Below are 16,753 nucleotides of genomic sequence, written 5' to 3' on the forward strand. Positions count from 1 at the left end.
CAGATCCTCATCTTATGGATTGCATGACCAATAGTATAAATTTATCGTGGGTAAAATATTATTAGCAGCATAACCTTCCATTTGCTGACAGCCTTCAGAATATGAAAGAGAATGCATCATTATTTTCTGGTTATCAGCAAAATAGTAAGGTGATTTATCAGGCAATTTTTCAAATAAAACAAAAATCCCTTGCCCTGTTTGCTGTAATTGAATTAACCGCTGAAAATCAGCTTTTAATGATTGACTATACCCTATAATAGCGACAAAACTAATATTAAAAAATAGTAATACAAACATTGTATTAAGTAAGATAGAACCATTTTCTGATCTATTTTGACCTTTTTTTATGATACACACTCCTTATGCACGAATGGGCAATAATCTAGCCATCCATTTGGATCAGACACAATAGCTTTCTCTTTTCCTTTTTTAAAACCAATCCATTGATAATGATATATTTTATAACCTAGTAAGCTTTCTGCTTGACCTTGAAGTAAGGCCTTATCTGCAGAGATTAAAAATAAGCAGCTCTTTATTTTGGGATCAGCATAAAAAGGACGGCATTGCCATTTGTTTAATTGTATTGATGAAAGGTCCCAATCCTGTGTTATCCCCCATTGCAGTGCAGATTCAGCAAATAAAAAGGCCTGTCTTGCTTGTAACTCTTGCATCACTATTTGTTCAGATTGCCTGTAATGGTAAGAAAAATTTCCAAGCATAGATAAGCTCATGCCAATAAAACCTATCACGACAAATATACCCGCTAAGCCTTGTTCATTGCTCCTGAGAGTGAAATAAATATTCATAGTGCAGTCACATTCCTTAAACGGATGATATTTTGATAATGTGATTTTATTTCAGGCTTTTGTTTTAAATGAAATTTTAAAGAAATAGAAAGATAAAAATACAGATTTTCTTTCACAGAATACGTTTTAGCATAAGGCTGTAAAATAAACTCAGTTACCTCAATCTCGTTATTTTCGAAAAATTGTTGCCACCCTGAAGAAGCACAATCTTTTACTCCTCTTAATTGCTCTAATTGCCCCTTTTTAAGACGGTATCCAAAATAATCACTCTCTTTTGACAAAGGTGACTCCCATCGACCATTGCTATTTATGTCGTAAGCAAAAATAACGCAGGAATTTTTTTCTTGATTAGGATACTGCCCTATTTTTAAAGGCGATATTTGCAGGCCATCTGCCTTCAACGTATTAACACAATCACCATAACAATACCCTGTACGCCTTAATTGCGTTTCTAGTACCAATAATCGTTCTCTTAAAAAAATATCTAATTGATATTGCTGATAAGAATGGAATAGCGTATTTATTATCTGGGGGTAAGCTCTGCTGATGCAGAGAAATAAAATCCCACTTATCGCAATAGCAAAGAGACATTCCATCAATATCATTCCTGATGAAAAAGAAAATACAGATCGTTTTAACATGATGAAAACACCTTTATATTCTGGCTACACGCTCTTATCCTGCCTAAAGATGAAATAATAATTTTCACTTCATCCTCTTCATTTTTAAGCACAAAACTCATAGGTTTTAACGTTTGGCGAATTCCACCAAACGTAAAATTTGAGACTGTTGATTGCTTAAGTTGAATACCTAGGGCTAATTGATAAATCGTTTGTTTTTCAGGTAAGTATCGTAGAGAAAAAGGAATAGCGACTATTTTGTTACTGGGCGATAAATGAAGTGATATTTTAATTTTGACATTAAACAGCAACGCTTGCTGTTGCTGGTAAGAAAGAAAAACTATGGTTTCTCGCACACTCTGTATTAAATGGCGTTGCTTAATAAAATGTTGATAAGAAGAAATTGATAGATAACTTAAAATAGAGACTATCAGCATCACGATAAGTATTTCGAGTAAACTGATACCTTGCTCACTTTTTTTCTGAAACTCCTTATTTAGGCTTAATTCCCTATTATTGTTCATTTATTTCTCCTTTTTAGTCGGTAATGAGCATGCAGACCACAGCCTTAAAGGTAAACAAAGATAAGCGTTTTTCTCGAATAGGTACGCAATAACAATACTTTCAGAGCAAATACAAATAAAACGTATTTATGATTAATAAATACTGACAATGCTTTAAATTTTAAATAAAAAACCAATAAAAAAGCCCCTGTTTATCACTAAACAGGGGCTTTAAAAGCAAAGGAGAAATTACACCGTAAATGGATATTTTATTGCTTCATGACATTGATAGCCTTCAACAGTAAAATCATCCGTTGTTACCCATGTTTCGATATCTTCCAATGTGTTTATTTTTGAGTTGATATGCAACGTTGGTAACGGTAAAGGCTCTCTTTTTAACTGCACATCACGCATTAGAGGTAATTGATTTTCATAGATATGTGCATTGATTATCTTATGAAATGCTTTACCCGGTTTATGTCCTGTAATTTGAGCCACCAGCGCTAATAAGACAAAGCACTGAATTTGGTTGAAATTCAAACCTAATGGCACATCACAACTACGCTGATAAGAGGTTAAATAAAGGGTATCACCAACAAGTGAAAAGGTATGCGTATGCATACAAGGGCGTAAGCAACCTAGTTCCGTTTCACCTGGATTGTAAAATGTAATGATTTCACCACGATCATCTATACCTTTAGTCAGGTTATCTACTACTTTACGCAGTTGATCAAAATGAGAACCATCAGGGCGTTGCCATTGGCGTCCTTGAACGCCATAAACACGACCCATATCGTCTTCACCTTTTCGATGAGGGTTATTCAACCATGCACTATTTTCATTCGCATTGGCATTCCATGTATTACAACCAATTTCACGAAATTGTGCTGCATTATCATAGCCTCGCAGATACCCTAACAGTTCTGCTATTGCGGCTTTATAAAAACTTTTTCGTGTCGTTATTAACGGAAATTGGTTATTCGCAACATCATATTCCAGATCGGCATTAATCACCGTTAAACAACGGGTTCCTGTCCGTTTATTATCAATCCATTGTCCTTCATCGATAATGCGTTGACACAATGCCAGATACTGCTTCATGTTGTCTCTCTTGTTAATTAGCTAATAATAAAAATTTATCTCACACTATTTGTGAGTTGGTGTTGGGTTTTGTGGTGTTTTTTTATCTTGGCGATAAGCCCATACCATAAAAATAATGCCCAACAAAATCATTGGAATTGAGAGTAATTGTCCCATACTCACACCACTAAATAGTCCTAATTGCGCATCAGGTTGACGGAAGAATTCAACAATAATACGGAATGCACCATAACCTATCAGGAATAGACCTGATACACTGCCTACTGGACGATTTTTACGCACAAAAATATTAAGAATAATAAATAACACTACCCCTTCTAACAACATTTCATAAAGTTGTGAAGGGTGTCGAGGTAAAACCCCATATTCTTGAATAATAGGTAGCAGCGTTGATGGATCTTGAGCAACAAGCTGAAGATCTTCAGAACGAGAGTTTGGAAATAAGAAGGCCCAAGGTGTATCTAATGTGACGCGACCCCATAACTCACCATTAATAAAGTTACCAATACGACCTAATCCTAAACCAAACGGGATTAAAGGCGCGACAAAATCAGCCACTTGAAAAAATCCACGTTTAGTACGTTTTGCGAACCAAATCATGGCACAAATTACCCCAATTAAACCACCATGGAACGACATACCGCCATCCCAAACTTTAAAGAGGTAAAGAGGATCATTTAAAAAGACTGGCAGATTATAGAATAAAACATAACCTAAGCGACCACCGATAAACACACCAACAAAACCGACATAAAGTAATGTTTCAACTTCATTTTTATTCCAACCACTATTCGGTTTTGCGGCTCGTCGATTTGCAAGCCATAAGGCAAAGACAAATCCAACTAAATACATCATACCGTACCAGTGTAATGACACAGGCCCGATAGAAAACATAACGGGATCAATCTCTGGAAATTTAAGGTAGCTTATACTCATTATTCCCTACTTCACTTAATTAATAATTTCTGTGTTTGCTCTTTATCACCAACACAGAAAAGGCTTATACAAAGGCATGTCAGATACCTCCGCGAATTAATCCACCTAATCCCTGCCTTTCCATAAATTCAGAAGACAATTTTTTGATTTCTGTTGCTGTTTCAGCTTGCAACACTTGTTGCATAAAAGGCTGTAACACCACAGGATCAAGATGGCGTAATAAGTATTTTACCCTAGGTAAACTACGTCCACTCATGCTTAACTGCCTAAAACCAAGCCCTATTAACAGCAATGCCCCGATAGGTGTTCCTGCCATTTCGCCACAAACACTGATTGGTAACTGGTAATATTGGCATTGTGTCGCAATCAAACTCAATGAACGCAATAATGCAGGATGCAAATTATCATAGAGTGATGCAACATGGGTATTATTACGGTCGACTGCAAGCAAGTATTGAGTTAAATCGTTTGTTCCAATAGAGATAAAATCAACCCGATTAGCTAATTGTGACAACATAAATACCAACGAGGGAACTTCAAGCATAATACCTAACGGTGGTAGAGCACATTCACATTTTAACTCTCGACTCACTTCATCACATGCACGTAATAGCAATGTTCTCGCTTCGTCAATTTCATCAATACTTGTCACCATCGGCAACAATATTTTCAAATTTTTAAATTCGAGGTTTGCTTTTAGCATAGCACGAAGCTGAATAAGGAAAATTTCAGGTTGATCGAGTAATATTCTTATTCCTCGCCAACCCAAGCAAGGATTTTCCTCATTAATGGGCATATAAGGAAGTTGTTTATCTGCACCCACATCTAATGCACGTAACACAACGGGTTTATCAGGGAAAAAAGAGAGTATTTCACGATAGCGATTTTTTTGTTCATCTTCTGATGGAAAACCGCTTTGTAGCATAAAAGGAATCTCTGTCCGATATAAACCAACACCGTCTATTCCCACGCTAATACGTTGCTCGTATTTAATATTTAATCCCGCATTCAATTGAACACTAACCGATTCACCATTTTTGAGAACAGCTTGCTGTTCTAATTGATCTTCTGCAATCTGGCTTAATACACTTTCTTCATCAATAATCTGTTTATATTCTTGAGTAATAAAAGGCTCTGGTTCAATAAAAATCTCACCACGATAACCATCAAGAATAAGCATACGATTATGTAAAAGTTCAGGTTGAATATCCGCGCCCATAATCGCGGGAATTCCCATTGCTCTAACAAGGATCGCTGAATGAGAGTGTGTTGCACCATCTCGCACAATCACACCCGCAAGTTGTTGTTCAGGTAATTCTGCCAATAAACTTGCGCTTAATTCATCTGCCACCAAAATAAAGCGCTCAGGCCAAATATTGGTTGAACTGACTTCATCATCTAAATGAAATAATAAACGCCGTCCTAATGCTTTTAGATCAGAGGCTCTTTCTCTCATGTAGCCATCTTTCAGGCTAGAAAATTGTGACGAAACTTTCTCAACAACCACTTTTACAGCCCATTCTGCGACATATCCCTGAGTAATAATCGCTGTCATTTTGTGTTTAAGTTGGGGATCATTAAGTAGATGCGAGTAGAGATCAAAAATGGCGGCACTCTCTTTTTGTGCATTCGCCATAAAACGTTTACTAAAACGGCGACATTCTGCCGTGGCATCTTCTAAAGCCACTGTGAGTCGATTTAATTCCGCCTTAATATCAAGCGCGCTAGCTTTAAATACATTTTCAAGAACTGGCTGGGAAATTTCTTGCCAACCATAAGCCATTACCACTCCGGTCGAAACTGATAATGCTTTAATGCGACTTTGACGATATTGCCCAAATAGCCCTTTAGTTTGTACTTGCGATAATGTTGCGCCTAATTGTGTTGCTAACGTCACCATAAAAGACTCTTCGCTCTCGTTAAATAAGCGACGCTCTTTTTGTTGAACAACTAAAACACCAAGGAGTTGACGACGATAAACAATAGGTACACCAAGGAAAGCACGCAGATCGTCTTCTTTTACTTGAGGAAGGTATTTAAAACTAGGATGCTCGCGAATATCTGCGAGATTGATAAGCTCAGAAAGGCGTCCAACTTCACCAACAACGCCTTCATCAAACGAGAGGCTAACGGCACGTCCTCTGGGTTTTTTAAGTCCTTTTGTGGCCATTAGATAAAAACAACTACGTTGCTTATCAGCAAGATAAATAGAACACACATCCGTGTGCATTGCCTGACACGTTTCCTTGACTAAGAGTTCAAGTGCTTCTGGAAGCCCTGCTGCCATAGCCACTTTTTCTACAATTTCTCGCAAACGTGTCAGCATAGTGTTATCTAATACCTTTTACGCCGATATCCATACGATGGACGAGGTAAAGACATTTGTTCTTGCAATGGCATGACTACTGGTGCGAACTCTTTCATTACACGACGATAAACATCGCGTTTAAAAGAGACGACTTGTCGAACGGGATACCAATAACTCACCCAACGCCAGCCATCAAATTCTGGCGTTTTGCTTTGTTGAACGTTAATGTCCTTATCATTACTTGTTAACTGCAAAAGGAACCAACGCTGTTTTTGTCCAATACAAACAGGTTTTGTGTCCCAACGCACCAAACGCTTAGGCAACTTGTAACGTAACCAGTTACGTGTGGAGGCAAGAATTTTAACATCCTTGCGACTTAACCCAACTTCTTCGAACAACTCTCGGTACATTGCCTGCTCTGGCGATTCTCCAGGGTTAATTCCTCCTTGAGGAAACTGCCATGAATGTTGCCCATAGCGACGAGCCCAAAGCACTTGCCCTTGCCGATTACAAATTACAATCCCTACATTCGGGCGGTAGCCATCATCATCGATCACTAGACTACCTCAATAACCAAATTTGAAAGATAACTCATTGTTTCATACTACTCACAGACGGTAAACCTCTATCAACAGACTTTGCACAACGCGTGGATTTATCTACAATGGGAAAGTCTCAACGGGGTGCCTTTTTAGGCTGAGAAAAACCCGTGGAACCTGATCCAGCTAATACTGGCGTAGGGATTTGAGTCAGGATGATGCAATATTTTATAATTTGCAGTCCTCACTCCTCAGATCCTTCCTGACTTTTTACTGAGGAACTAAATGTGTTAACTAAATCGCTTCGCTTTACTTTCCTACTGGGTGCACTGAGTGTAATAAGCACGTTCTCAGCGCAAGCTAATACTCAAAAACCGACACTCACTGTATATACTTATGATTCTTTTACCGCAGATTGGGGCCCAGGACCTGCCATTAAAAAAGCATTTGAACAACAGTGTGATTGTGAATTAAAGCTTGTTGCCCTTTCTGATGGTGTTTCTTTGCTAAATCGCTTACGTATGGAAGGTGGCAAGAGTAAAGCTGACATTATTTTAGGTTTGGATAACAATCTGATACATGCGGCCAAAGAAACTGGGCTTTTTGCACCAAGTAATATCGATACATCAAAACTCGCCTTACCTGAAAAATGGACTGACGACACCTTTGTACCTTATGACTACGGTTACTTTGCGTTTATTTATGATAAAAACCGTATTGCTAACCCACCCAAAAGCATGGATGAGTTACTAAATAGCCAAGAAAAGTGGAAAATACTGTATCAAGATCCTCGTACCAGTACACCAGGCTTAGGCTTAATGCTATGGATGCAATCACTTTATCCTGAAAACACCGCCTCTCAATGGAAGAAATTATCTGAGAAAACCCTTACCGTTACAAAAGGTTGGAGTGAGTCTTATGGCTTATTCTTAAAAGGTGAAGGTGATTTTGTGCTAAGTTATACTTCATCTCCGGGTTATCATATTTTAGCGGATAAAAAAGATAACTATGCAGCGGCTATTTTCTCTGACGGACACTATTTACAAGTCGAGGTTGCAGCTAAACTCAAATCGAGTAAACAACCTGAATTAGCTCAGCAATTTATGCAATTTATGCTCACTCCGGCTTTCCAAGAAACAATTCCTACCACCAATTGGATGTATCCCGTAATAGATATGCCATTACCAGATGTCTATTCGGTGATGCCTAAACCAGAAAAATCATTGCAATTTGATGCAGATGTTGTCGCTAAAGAGCGCCAAACATGGACGCGTAATTGGCAATCTGCGGTTAGTCGCTAATGAGAAGATGGCTTATCCCGGGGCTATGTGCCTCGGGTTTACTGCTTATTGTGGCTTTATTGTCATTTGGTGCATTATGGTTTAATGCGCCAAGTGGCGAATTATCCTCTATTTTTGCTGATGACTATTTATGGCATGTCGTGCGCTTTACTTTCTGGCAAGCCTTTTTATCTGCCTTATTTTCAATATTACCTGCCATTTGGCTCGCTAAAGCACTTTATCGACGCCAATTTAAAGGTAGAACACTTTTCTTACGTTTATGTGCCATGAGCCTTGTTCTACCCGTTTTAGTGGCACTTTTTGGTATTTTAACGGTTTATGGAAGAGTCGGTTGGATTGCTCAAATTTGTGAATGGCTGGGGATTAATTACCAATTTACCCCTTATGGCTTACAAGGCATTTTATTGGCACACGTCTTCTTCAATATGCCATTAGCAACCCGAATGCTGTTACAAGCTCTCGAAAGTATCTCGCCAGAACAACGCCAGTTAGCCTCACAATTAGGCATGAATGGTTGGCAGCGTTTTCGCTTTCTGGAATTTCCCTATTTATGGCGACAAATACTTCCCACTGCGTCACTGATTTTTATGCTCTGTTTTGCAAGCTTTGCTACTGTACTGGCGTTAGGTGGAGGCCCTGCGGCAACAACCGTTGAGCTAGCAATTTATCAAGCATTAAGTTATGACTACGATTTACATCGTGCTGCACTTTTAGCACTGATCCAGCTCTTTTGCTGTTTAGGCTTAGTGCTTATCAGCCAAAAACTCAAAGGTACACTCTTTGTCGGAGATAGCCAAAAACAGCATTGGCGTGATCCCAATGATCCTCTCTTTAGCAAAATAACCGATACTCTGATTATTATGCTCGCGATCCTTTTTTTAGTCCCCCCTATTTTAGCGGTGATAACAGATGGTCTTAACAGCGAATTAATACGAGTGATACAACAACCCATACTTTGGCGGGCTTTTACAACGTCTCTCATTATTGCGATTGGCGCAGGTATTGTTTGTGTTGTATTAACAATGATGTTGCTATGGAGTAGCCGAGAACTTCGCCTACGTCACTTTAAAAAAGCGGGGCAAGCTATGGAAATGAGTGGGTTGATTATTCTGGCAATGCCGGGCATTGTATTGGCAACAGGTTTTTTCTTGTTATTAAACAATACAATCGGACTCCCTGAATCACCATATACATTAGTGATTTTAACCAACGCATTAATTGCCATTCCTTATGCTTTAAAAGTGCTCGAAAATCCAATGAATGATATTGCTTCACGTTATGGACTTTTATGTCAATCGCTTAATATTCAGGGTATCAATCGACTTCGTTGGATCGAGTTACGAGCATTAAGAAAACCGATTTCACAAGCACTTGCTTTTGCTTGTGTTATTTCTATTGGTGACTTTGGTATTGTTGCTCTATTTGGTAATGAAACATTTAGAACACTTCCTTTCTATCTTTATCAGCAAATTGGGGCTTATCACACGCAAGATGGTGCTGTCACAGCCATGATCTTATTACTACTTTGCTTCTCTCTTTTTAGCCTAATAGAACGATTGGCAGGAAAATCTCATGATTAAATTAGAGCACCTTGCTTATACCTATGAACACCAACACCTTATGTTTGACTTAGCTGTAAACACCGGTGAACGTATCGCCGTATTAGGCCCAAGTGGCGCGGGGAAAAGTACCTTACTCAGCTTAATTGCTGGATTTTTACCTTCTGAAAAAGGAACCCTTTTTCTTAATGGTTGTGATCACACTAAAACTGCGCCCGCAAAACGCCCTATCTCTATGTTATTTCAAGATAATAATTTATTTCCTCATTTAACAGTTAGACAAAACATTGGCTTGGGATTAGATCCGGGGTTAAAACTCACAGATACACAAAAAATACTGTTAGAAAACCGAGCCAAACAAGTTTCTTTAAATGAACATCTTGACCGTTTACCTTCACAATTATCAGGTGGTCAGCGCCAACGTGTTGCCATTGCTCGTTGCCTTGTACGTGAACAACCTATCTTATTGCTCGATGAGCCTTTTTCTGCACTCGATCCCGCTTTGCGTATTGAAATGTTGGCTTTACTAGAACAACTTTGTGAAGAAAAAAAACTGACCTTATTGATGGTTTCACATAGCTTAGAAGATGCTATCAAGATTGCCTCAAGAGCAATTGTGATTGATAACGGAACAATTGTGTATGATGGTAATACACAATCGTTGATAAATGGTGAAGTGGATCAATCACTTATTTTAGGTATTCCCTCTAATTAAATACGCCCTAAATTAACTGTATAAATAACCACTATTTTGGCTATAATAAACACATCTTTAGCGAATTTTTGTGTGTATTAGGTGCCCATGGTTGACCATACTGAACAAGGCTTTATTCTCACTCGCCACTGGAGCGACACCCCAAAAGGTATCGTCGTCTCCTATTGGTTAGCGACAGAAAATGGCCCTCGTAAAGTCACAGTTCCTTTGCAACAAGCGATTGGCTTTGTTGCTCGTCAACATGAAACCGTTTTACGTTCACTTGTGAATAAAAATCCTGATATAGAAATTCGCCCTCTCGATTTAAAAGATTTTGAAAGACAGCCTGTTTTTGGCGTCTACTGCAAACAACACCGACAACTCACTCAACTAGAACAGCAACTCAAAGAGCATCACATACGTCTTTATGAAGCCGATATACGTCCTCATGAACGTTATATGATGGAACGTTTTATCACCGCACCAATTTGGTTTCGTTATCAACAAAACAATACCGTGACACTAAAACCCGCACCTGATTATCGCCCTACACTGCGAACAGTGTCTTTAGATATTGAAACCAGCGAATTCGGTGAACTTTACTCTATTGGACTTGCGGGTTGTGGCGATAATGTTGTGTTTATGCTGACAGATAATTTATCTACAGAGAATGAGAGTCAGCAATCCAAAGGTTATCGATTATGTTATGTCAGTAGCCGATTGCGTTTAATTGAAAAACTTAATGAGTGGATACAACATTACGATCCCGACGCCATTATTGGCTGGAATTTAATTCAATTCGATTTACGTATTTTACATACCCATGCGCAACGTTATGGCGTCAACTTGCTACTAGGCCGCCAAAACAATCCATTGGAGTGGCGCGAGCATGGATTTAAAAAAGGACATTTTTTTGCCTCTGCACAAGGCCGTTTAATTATTGATGGTATTGAAGCACTGAAAATGGCGACATGGAATTTTCCCTCATTTAGCCTAGAATCAGTCGCGCAAAGCCTGTTAGGGGAAGGTAAAGCCATTGATACACCTTATGCCAGAATGGATGAAATTAATCGACGTTTTAAAGAAGATAAGCCTGCGTTAGCCTACTATAACTGGCAAGATTGTGTTTTAGTAAACCGCATTTTTGATGCCACATCTCTTATGGCGTTTTTATTAGAAAGAGCTTGTGTTACAGGACTTTCTGTTGATAGAAGTGGAGGCTCTGTAGCTGCATTTACACACCTTTATCTCCCTTCAATGCACCGCATTGGATATGTTGCGCCTAACCAAGGAGAAAAACCCGAAGAACATAGCCCCGGTGGTTTTGTTATGGATTCAGCTCCCGGCTTATATGATTCGGTTATTGTGCTTGATTACAAAAGCCTTTACCCCTCAATTATTCGTACTTTTTTAATTGATCCTGTTGGAATGATTGAAGGAACACATCAACCCGATGAAAAACTGGCTATTCCAGGTTTTCGCCAAGCGTGGTTTTCGCGAGAGAAGCACTGTTTACCCACTATTGTGTCGCAAATTTGGCACGAAAGAGATAACGCAAAATTACATAAAAATGCCCCACTTTCTCAAGCACTCAAAATTATTATGAATGCTTTTTATGGTGTTTTAGGCTCCGTGGGATGTCGTTTTTTTGATCCTCGTCTAGCGTCTTCAATTACCTTACGTGGTCATGAGATTATGAAAAGAACTCGGGCATTAATTGAAGCTAAAGGTTATCAAGTTATTTATGGTGATACAGACTCTACTTTTGTTTGGCTTAAATCGCCACATACTGAACAACAAGCCCAACAAATTGGGCATCAGTTAGTACAAGAGGTTAACCAATGGTGGAAAACACACCTTTTTGAAACCTATCAACTTGATTGCAAATTAGAGCTGGAGTATGAAACACACTATCGTCGTTTTTTAATGCCAACGGTTCGAGGGATGGAAACAGGCAGTAAAAAGCGTTATGCAGGATTAAGCAATGATAAGATGGTGTTTAAAGGATTAGAAACCGTCAGAACAGACTGGACTCCCCTTGCTCAGAAATTTCAACAAGAGCTTTATACTCGTATTTTTCATCAACAACCTTACCAGCAGTTTATTCGTGATTATGTCGCGGATACGCTTGCGGGAAAACATGATGATAGATTAGTGTATCGTAAACGGTTACGTCGAAAATTATCAGAATATCAGCACCACGTTCCCCCTCATGTTAAAGCTGCACGTAAAGCTGACGAATATAATTTATCCCAAAATAGACCTCAACAATATCAGCAAGGCGGTTGGATTAGTTATATAATTACCCTCTTGGGACCTGAACCATTAGAGCACATTACCGCTGCACCTGATTACGAACACTATATCAATAAGCAGTTAATGCCGATTGCAGATGCTATCCTGCCTTTTATACAAGATGATTTTTCAACCTTGTTAAATGGACAAATGACGCTCACATTTTAAGATGTGTCATTTTGCAGGTGACGGTTTGCTTTGCATCTATTAACATAACGCCCCTTTGGTGATAATTAACTTTTCTTGTTTCAAGAATAGGCATTTTTATCCCACAAATTTTAATGACAACACCGCAATACTGCATTCATTAATAATTCCTAAATTATATATTTGAGAGCTGAGTTTATATATATGCCTTTTACTCTTGGTCAACGTTGGATTAGCGATACTGAAAGCGAGCTTGGACTGGGTACTGTTGTGGCAGTTGATGCCCGCATGGTGACCTTACTTTTCCCTGCCTGTGGCGAAAACCGCCTTTACTCCCGTCATGATGCCCCAATAACGCGGGTGATGTTCAATGCGGGGGATACCGTCACCAGTCACGAAGGCTGGAAACTCGCCATCGATAACGTTGTAGAAGATAATGGCCTTCTTATCTATCAAGGTGCACGTTTAGACACCGAAGAGCCCGCACAATTACGTGAAGTGTTCTTAGATAACAAACTCACTTTTAATAAACCACAAGATCGCCTTTTCGCAGGCCAAATTGATCGTATGGATCGCTTTGCCTTACGCTATCGTGCACGTAAATTCTTAAGCGAACAATTTAAACAAGCACAAAGCGGTTTACGTGGTATTCGTGCAAGCCTTATTCCTCATCAGCTTTACATTGCCAATGAAGTGGGTAAACGTCATAACCCTCGCGTTTTATTAGCTGATGAAGTGGGTCTGGGTAAAACCATTGAAGCCGGTATGATTATCCATCAACAGTTAATGGATGGCCGTGCTGAGCGTGTGTTAATTATCGTGCCTGAAAGCTTACAACATCAGTGGTTAGTTGAAATGTTACGTCGTTTCAATCTGCGTTTTTCACTGTTTGATGATAGCCGTTATAGCGAATCCTTGTTAGATAGCGATAACCCATTTGAAACAGAACAGATGATCATCTGCTCTTTAGATTTTGTGCGTAAAAATAAGCAACGTTTTGAACATCTCGTTGAAGCAACATGGGATATGCTAGTTGTCGATGAAGCCCATCACCTTGTGTGGAGTGAAGACGCACCAAGTCGTGAATATCAAGTAATTGAAGAATTAGCTGAATCTATTCCTTCAGTGTTGCTATTAACCGCAACGCCTGAGCAGTTAGGCCAAGAAAGCCACTTTGCTCGTTTACGTCTGCTTGATCCGAGTCGTTTCCATGACTACAACGAATTTATCAATGAGCAACAAAAATACCGCCCTGTTGCCGATGCTGTCACTATTTTGCTATCAGAAGATGATTTAAATACCGAACAACAAAATATCATCAGTGAAATGATTAGTGAGCAAGATGTTGAGCCATTACTGAAAGCAGCAAATACCCAAGGCGAAGAACGCACTAAATCTCGCCAAGAGCTTATCCATATGTTAATGGACAGACACGGAACGGGTCGTCTGTTATTCCGTAATACACGCTCTGGTGTGAAAGGTTTCCCTAATCGCTTACTTCATGCGATTAAAATGCCACTGCCAACACAATATCAAACAGCGATTAAAGTTGCTGAAATTATGGCAGCGAAAAAGAGTCTCGAAGTTCGTGCGAAAGAGATGCTCTACCCTGAACGCATTTACCAAGAATTCGAAGGTGAAAACGCAACATGGTGGAACTTTGATCCTCGTGTTGAATGGTTGCTCGGTTTCTTAACTGCAAATCGCAATGAAAAAGTTCTGGTTATTTGTGCGCAAGCGGCAACTGCATTGCAATTAGAGCAAGTTTTACGCGAGCGTGAAGCTATTCGTGCGGCTGTCTTCCATGAAGGAATGTCTTTACTTGAACGCGATCGCGCTGCAGCTTATTTCGCGTCCGAAGAAGAAGGCGCGCAAGTTTTATTGTGTTCTGAAATCGGCTCAGAAGGACGTAACTTCCAGTTTGCAAACCAACTGGTTATGTTTGATCTGCCGTTTAACCCTGATTTATTAGAACAACGTATTGGTCGTCTTGATCGTATTGGTCAAAATCGTGACATTGATATCAGCATTCCTTATCTGGAAGGTACAGCACAATCTGTATTGTTACGTTGGTACCATGAGGGATTAGATGCATTTGAACATACTTGCCCAACTGGCCGTACTATTTACGACAGTAAATATGATGCGTTAGTTAATTATCTTGCTCAACCCAATGAATTAGCTAACTTTGACGAGTTTATTACGGCTTGTCGTAAACAGCATGATGAAATGAAACTTAAACTTGAGCAAGGCCGTGACCGTCTATTAGAAATACACTCTAATGGTGGTGAAGTGGGCGTTGAATTGGCGGGTGAAATTGCAGCTCAAGATAATGATCCTGAATTAGTTAACTTTGCGTTGAACCTGTTTGATATCGTCGGTATTAATCAAGAAGATCGCAGTGATAGCTTAATTATTTTAACGCCATCCGATCATATGTTAGTGCCTGATTTCCCTGGCTTACCACAAGATGGTTGCACTATCACATTTGATAGAGAGCAAGCACTATCTCGTGAAGATACCCAATTTATCAGTTGGGAACACCCCATTATCCGTAATGGCTTAGATTTAATTTTGTCTGGCGATACAGGAAGTTGTGCCGTTTCTTTATTAAAAAATAAAGCATTACCAGTGGGAACATTGTTAGTTGAACTAATTTATGTCGTAGAAGCGCAAGCGCCTAAACATCTTCACTTAAGTCGTTTTTTACCAGCAACACCCGTTCGCTTATTACTTGATCTAAAAGGTAATAACCTAGCCTCTCAAGTTGAGTTTGAAAGTTTTAATCGCCAATTAAATGCGGTTAACCGCCATACTTCTAGCAAACTGGTCAATGCGGTACAAAGTGAAGTACACCATGTACTCAAAGCTTCTGAACCGTTAATGGAAATCGAAGCGAAAGGGCTTATTCAAAAAGCAAAAGAAGAAGCTGATCGCGTATTAACACATGAATTATCACGCCTAGAGGCTTTACGCGCTGTAAATCCAAATATTCGTGATGATGAAGTTGAAGCGATTGAAAATGAGCGTACCCATATTCTTAATCATTTAGATGAAGCAAATTGGCGTTTAGATTCAATACGTTTAATTGTTGTTACCCACCAATAATTACCATTAAAGCGGGGAGTCTTTTACTCCCCGTTGTTTTGATGAGATACCCACCATGATGGAAGTTTATAACCCGCCGACTGATCCTTGGTTACATATTTTATATCAAGATGAGCATATTATTGCCGTCAATAAACCCAGTGGATTACTGTCTGTGCCGGGCAAAGCGCCAGAGCATAACGACAGTATTATGTCGCGCATTAAAGCTGATTTTCCTAATGCCGAATGTGTACATCGTTTAGATATGGCAACCAGTGGCGTCATTGTTGTTGCACTAAATAAAGAAGCTGAACGTGAGCTAAAACGTCAATTTCGTGAGCGTGAGCCGAAGAAAACCTATATTGCTCGTGTATGGGGCCATGTCGAAAAAGAAGAAGGATTGGTTGATTTATCATTAATTTGTGATTGGCCAAATCGACCAAAACAAAAAGTCTGTCATGAAACAGGGAAAGCCGCGCAAACTTTTTATGAGGTGCTGGAGTATGAAGAGAATGCGACAAGAGTCAAACTCTCGCCAATTACGGGGCGTTCACATCAATTGCGGGTACATATGTTAGCGTTGGGGCATCCTATTTTAGGGGATCGCTTTTATGCACATCCGCAGGCAAGAGCGATGGCACCTCGCCTGCAGTTACATGCTCAGGAATTATTTATTACGCATCCTGCTTTTCGATCCCCGATACATTTTGAATGCCTTGCCGATTTTTAATGTCTTATGACACTAAAACAGTCACTGAACTCAATGAAGCAAGGAGCAGGCAAAGCGCTAATCCCATAACCCCAACAAGAACACGGACGTTTGACATGGATATAGTTCCTTTTTTAAGAGAAGAGAG

The 16,753-nt window shown here is 39.4% G+C and carries 14 protein-coding genes and 1 riboswitch; of the genes, 6 read left to right on the forward strand and 8 right to left on the reverse strand.

Annotated elements, in window-relative coordinates:
- Positions 1-12: 12 nt before the first annotated feature.
- The 8 genes from LW139_RS17005 to rppH form a co-directional block, all read right to left on the reverse strand.
- On the reverse strand, positions 13-357 hold the full coding sequence (locus LW139_RS17005; protein ID WP_244179698.1) for a hypothetical protein: 345 nt from the start codon (positions 355-357) through the stop codon (positions 13-15).
- Positions 345-806 (reverse strand): DUF2509 family protein, encoded by a 462-nt coding sequence (locus LW139_RS17010; protein ID WP_166539383.1) that lies wholly within the window; start codon positions 804-806, stop codon positions 345-347. Before LW139_RS17010 ends, LW139_RS17005 begins: the two co-directional genes overlap by 13 nt.
- Complete coding sequence (locus LW139_RS17015) at positions 803-1,447, reverse strand: prepilin peptidase-dependent protein (RefSeq protein ID WP_247850286.1); 645 nt, start codon at positions 1,445-1,447, stop codon at positions 803-805. The genes LW139_RS17010 and LW139_RS17015 overlap by 4 nt, the downstream gene beginning before the upstream one ends.
- The gene (locus LW139_RS17020) at positions 1,441-1,950 is read right to left on the reverse strand and encodes a prepilin-type N-terminal cleavage/methylation domain-containing protein (protein WP_166539385.1); all 510 of its coding nucleotides are present in this window, start codon (positions 1,948-1,950) and stop codon (positions 1,441-1,443) included. The genes LW139_RS17015 and LW139_RS17020 overlap by 7 nt, the downstream gene beginning before the upstream one ends.
- Before the next feature lie 228 nt (positions 1,951-2,178).
- The gene (locus tag LW139_RS17025; protein ID WP_247850287.1) at positions 2,179-3,030 is read right to left on the reverse strand and encodes a thymidylate synthase; all 852 of its coding nucleotides are present in this window, start codon (positions 3,028-3,030) and stop codon (positions 2,179-2,181) included.
- Between the two features lie 45 nt (positions 3,031-3,075).
- Positions 3,076-3,966 carry a prolipoprotein diacylglyceryl transferase gene (gene lgt / locus LW139_RS17030; protein ID WP_166539387.1) on the reverse strand — a complete coding sequence of 297 codons (891 nt, stop codon included), beginning with the start codon at positions 3,964-3,966 and terminating at the stop codon, positions 3,076-3,078.
- A 79-nt stretch (positions 3,967-4,045) separates the two neighbouring features.
- Positions 4,046-6,292 carry a phosphoenolpyruvate--protein phosphotransferase gene (gene ptsP / locus LW139_RS17035; protein WP_109409090.1) on the reverse strand — a complete coding sequence of 749 codons (2,247 nt, stop codon included), beginning with the start codon at positions 6,290-6,292 and terminating at the stop codon, positions 4,046-4,048.
- An 8-nt stretch (positions 6,293-6,300) separates the two neighbouring features.
- Positions 6,301-6,831, reverse strand: a complete 531-nt coding sequence (gene rppH / locus LW139_RS17040; RefSeq protein WP_109409091.1) for an RNA pyrophosphohydrolase — start codon at positions 6,829-6,831, stop codon at positions 6,301-6,303.
- A 112-nt stretch (positions 6,832-6,943) separates the two neighbouring features.
- A riboswitch (TPP riboswitch) is annotated at positions 6,944-7,035 on the forward strand.
- Positions 7,036-7,100: 65 nt separating this feature from the next.
- Between rppH and thiB the strand changes: the two genes are divergently transcribed.
- From thiB to rluA, 6 genes are all read left to right on the forward strand, one after another.
- Entirely contained in the window at positions 7,101-8,114 is a 1,014-nt protein-coding gene (gene thiB, locus LW139_RS17045) for a thiamine ABC transporter substrate binding subunit (RefSeq protein ID WP_166539388.1), read from the forward strand.
- Positions 8,114-9,694, forward strand: coding sequence for a thiamine/thiamine pyrophosphate ABC transporter permease ThiP (gene thiP / locus LW139_RS17050; RefSeq protein ID WP_247850288.1), 1,581 nt, complete (start codon positions 8,114-8,116; stop codon positions 9,692-9,694). The genes thiB and thiP overlap by 1 nt, the downstream gene beginning before the upstream one ends.
- Positions 9,687-10,388 (forward strand): thiamine ABC transporter ATP-binding protein ThiQ, encoded by a 702-nt coding sequence (gene thiQ, locus LW139_RS17055; RefSeq protein ID WP_210813075.1) that lies wholly within the window; start codon positions 9,687-9,689, stop codon positions 10,386-10,388. Before thiP ends, thiQ begins: the two co-directional genes overlap by 8 nt.
- A gap of 87 nt (positions 10,389-10,475) precedes the next feature.
- Entirely contained in the window at positions 10,476-12,830 is a 2,355-nt protein-coding gene (locus tag LW139_RS17060; protein WP_166539391.1) for a DNA polymerase II, read from the forward strand.
- A 183-nt stretch (positions 12,831-13,013) separates the two neighbouring features.
- The gene (gene rapA, locus LW139_RS17065; protein WP_247850289.1) at positions 13,014-15,917 is read left to right on the forward strand and encodes an RNA polymerase-associated protein RapA; all 2,904 of its coding nucleotides are present in this window, start codon (positions 13,014-13,016) and stop codon (positions 15,915-15,917) included.
- 55 nt (positions 15,918-15,972) lie between these two features.
- Positions 15,973-16,626: a bifunctional tRNA pseudouridine(32) synthase/23S rRNA pseudouridine(746) synthase RluA gene (gene rluA, locus LW139_RS17070; protein WP_247850290.1), complete on the forward strand. Its 654-nt coding sequence runs from the start codon at positions 15,973-15,975 to the stop codon at positions 16,624-16,626.
- The last annotated feature ends 127 nt before the right edge of the window (positions 16,627-16,753 follow it).

Origin of the sequence: Proteus vulgaris, from assembly GCF_023100685.1 — a bacterium.
In the GTDB taxonomy this organism is placed as follows: Bacteria; Pseudomonadota; Gammaproteobacteria; order Enterobacterales; family Enterobacteriaceae; genus Proteus.

Bases quoted from the DNA above. Each gene is read 5' to 3' on its own strand.
- lgt (WP_166539387.1), bottom strand. From the start codon at position 3,966: ATGAGTATAAGCTACCTTAAATTTCCAGAGATTGATCCCGTTATGTTT.
- LW139_RS17010 (WP_166539383.1), bottom strand. From the start codon at position 806: ATGAATATTTATTTCACTCTCAGGAGCAATGAACAAGGCTTAGCGGGT.
- rluA (WP_247850290.1), top strand. From the start codon at position 15,973: ATGATGGAAGTTTATAACCCGCCGACTGATCCTTGGTTACATATTTTA.
- LW139_RS17060 (WP_166539391.1), top strand. From the start codon at position 10,476: ATGGTTGACCATACTGAACAAGGCTTTATTCTCACTCGCCACTGGAGC.
- LW139_RS17025 (WP_247850287.1), bottom strand. From the start codon at position 3,030: ATGAAGCAGTATCTGGCATTGTGTCAACGCATTATCGATGAAGGACAA.
- thiP (WP_247850288.1), top strand. From the start codon at position 8,114: ATGAGAAGATGGCTTATCCCGGGGCTATGTGCCTCGGGTTTACTGCTT.
- LW139_RS17020 (WP_166539385.1), bottom strand. From the start codon at position 1,950: ATGAACAATAATAGGGAATTAAGCCTAAATAAGGAGTTTCAGAAAAAA.
- LW139_RS17015 (WP_247850286.1), bottom strand. From the start codon at position 1,447: ATGTTAAAACGATCTGTATTTTCTTTTTCATCAGGAATGATATTGATG.
- ptsP (WP_109409090.1), bottom strand. From the start codon at position 6,292: ATGCTGACACGTTTGCGAGAAATTGTAGAAAAAGTGGCTATGGCAGCA.
- thiQ (WP_210813075.1), top strand. From the start codon at position 9,687: ATGATTAAATTAGAGCACCTTGCTTATACCTATGAACACCAACACCTT.
- rapA (WP_247850289.1), top strand. From the start codon at position 13,014: ATGCCTTTTACTCTTGGTCAACGTTGGATTAGCGATACTGAAAGCGAG.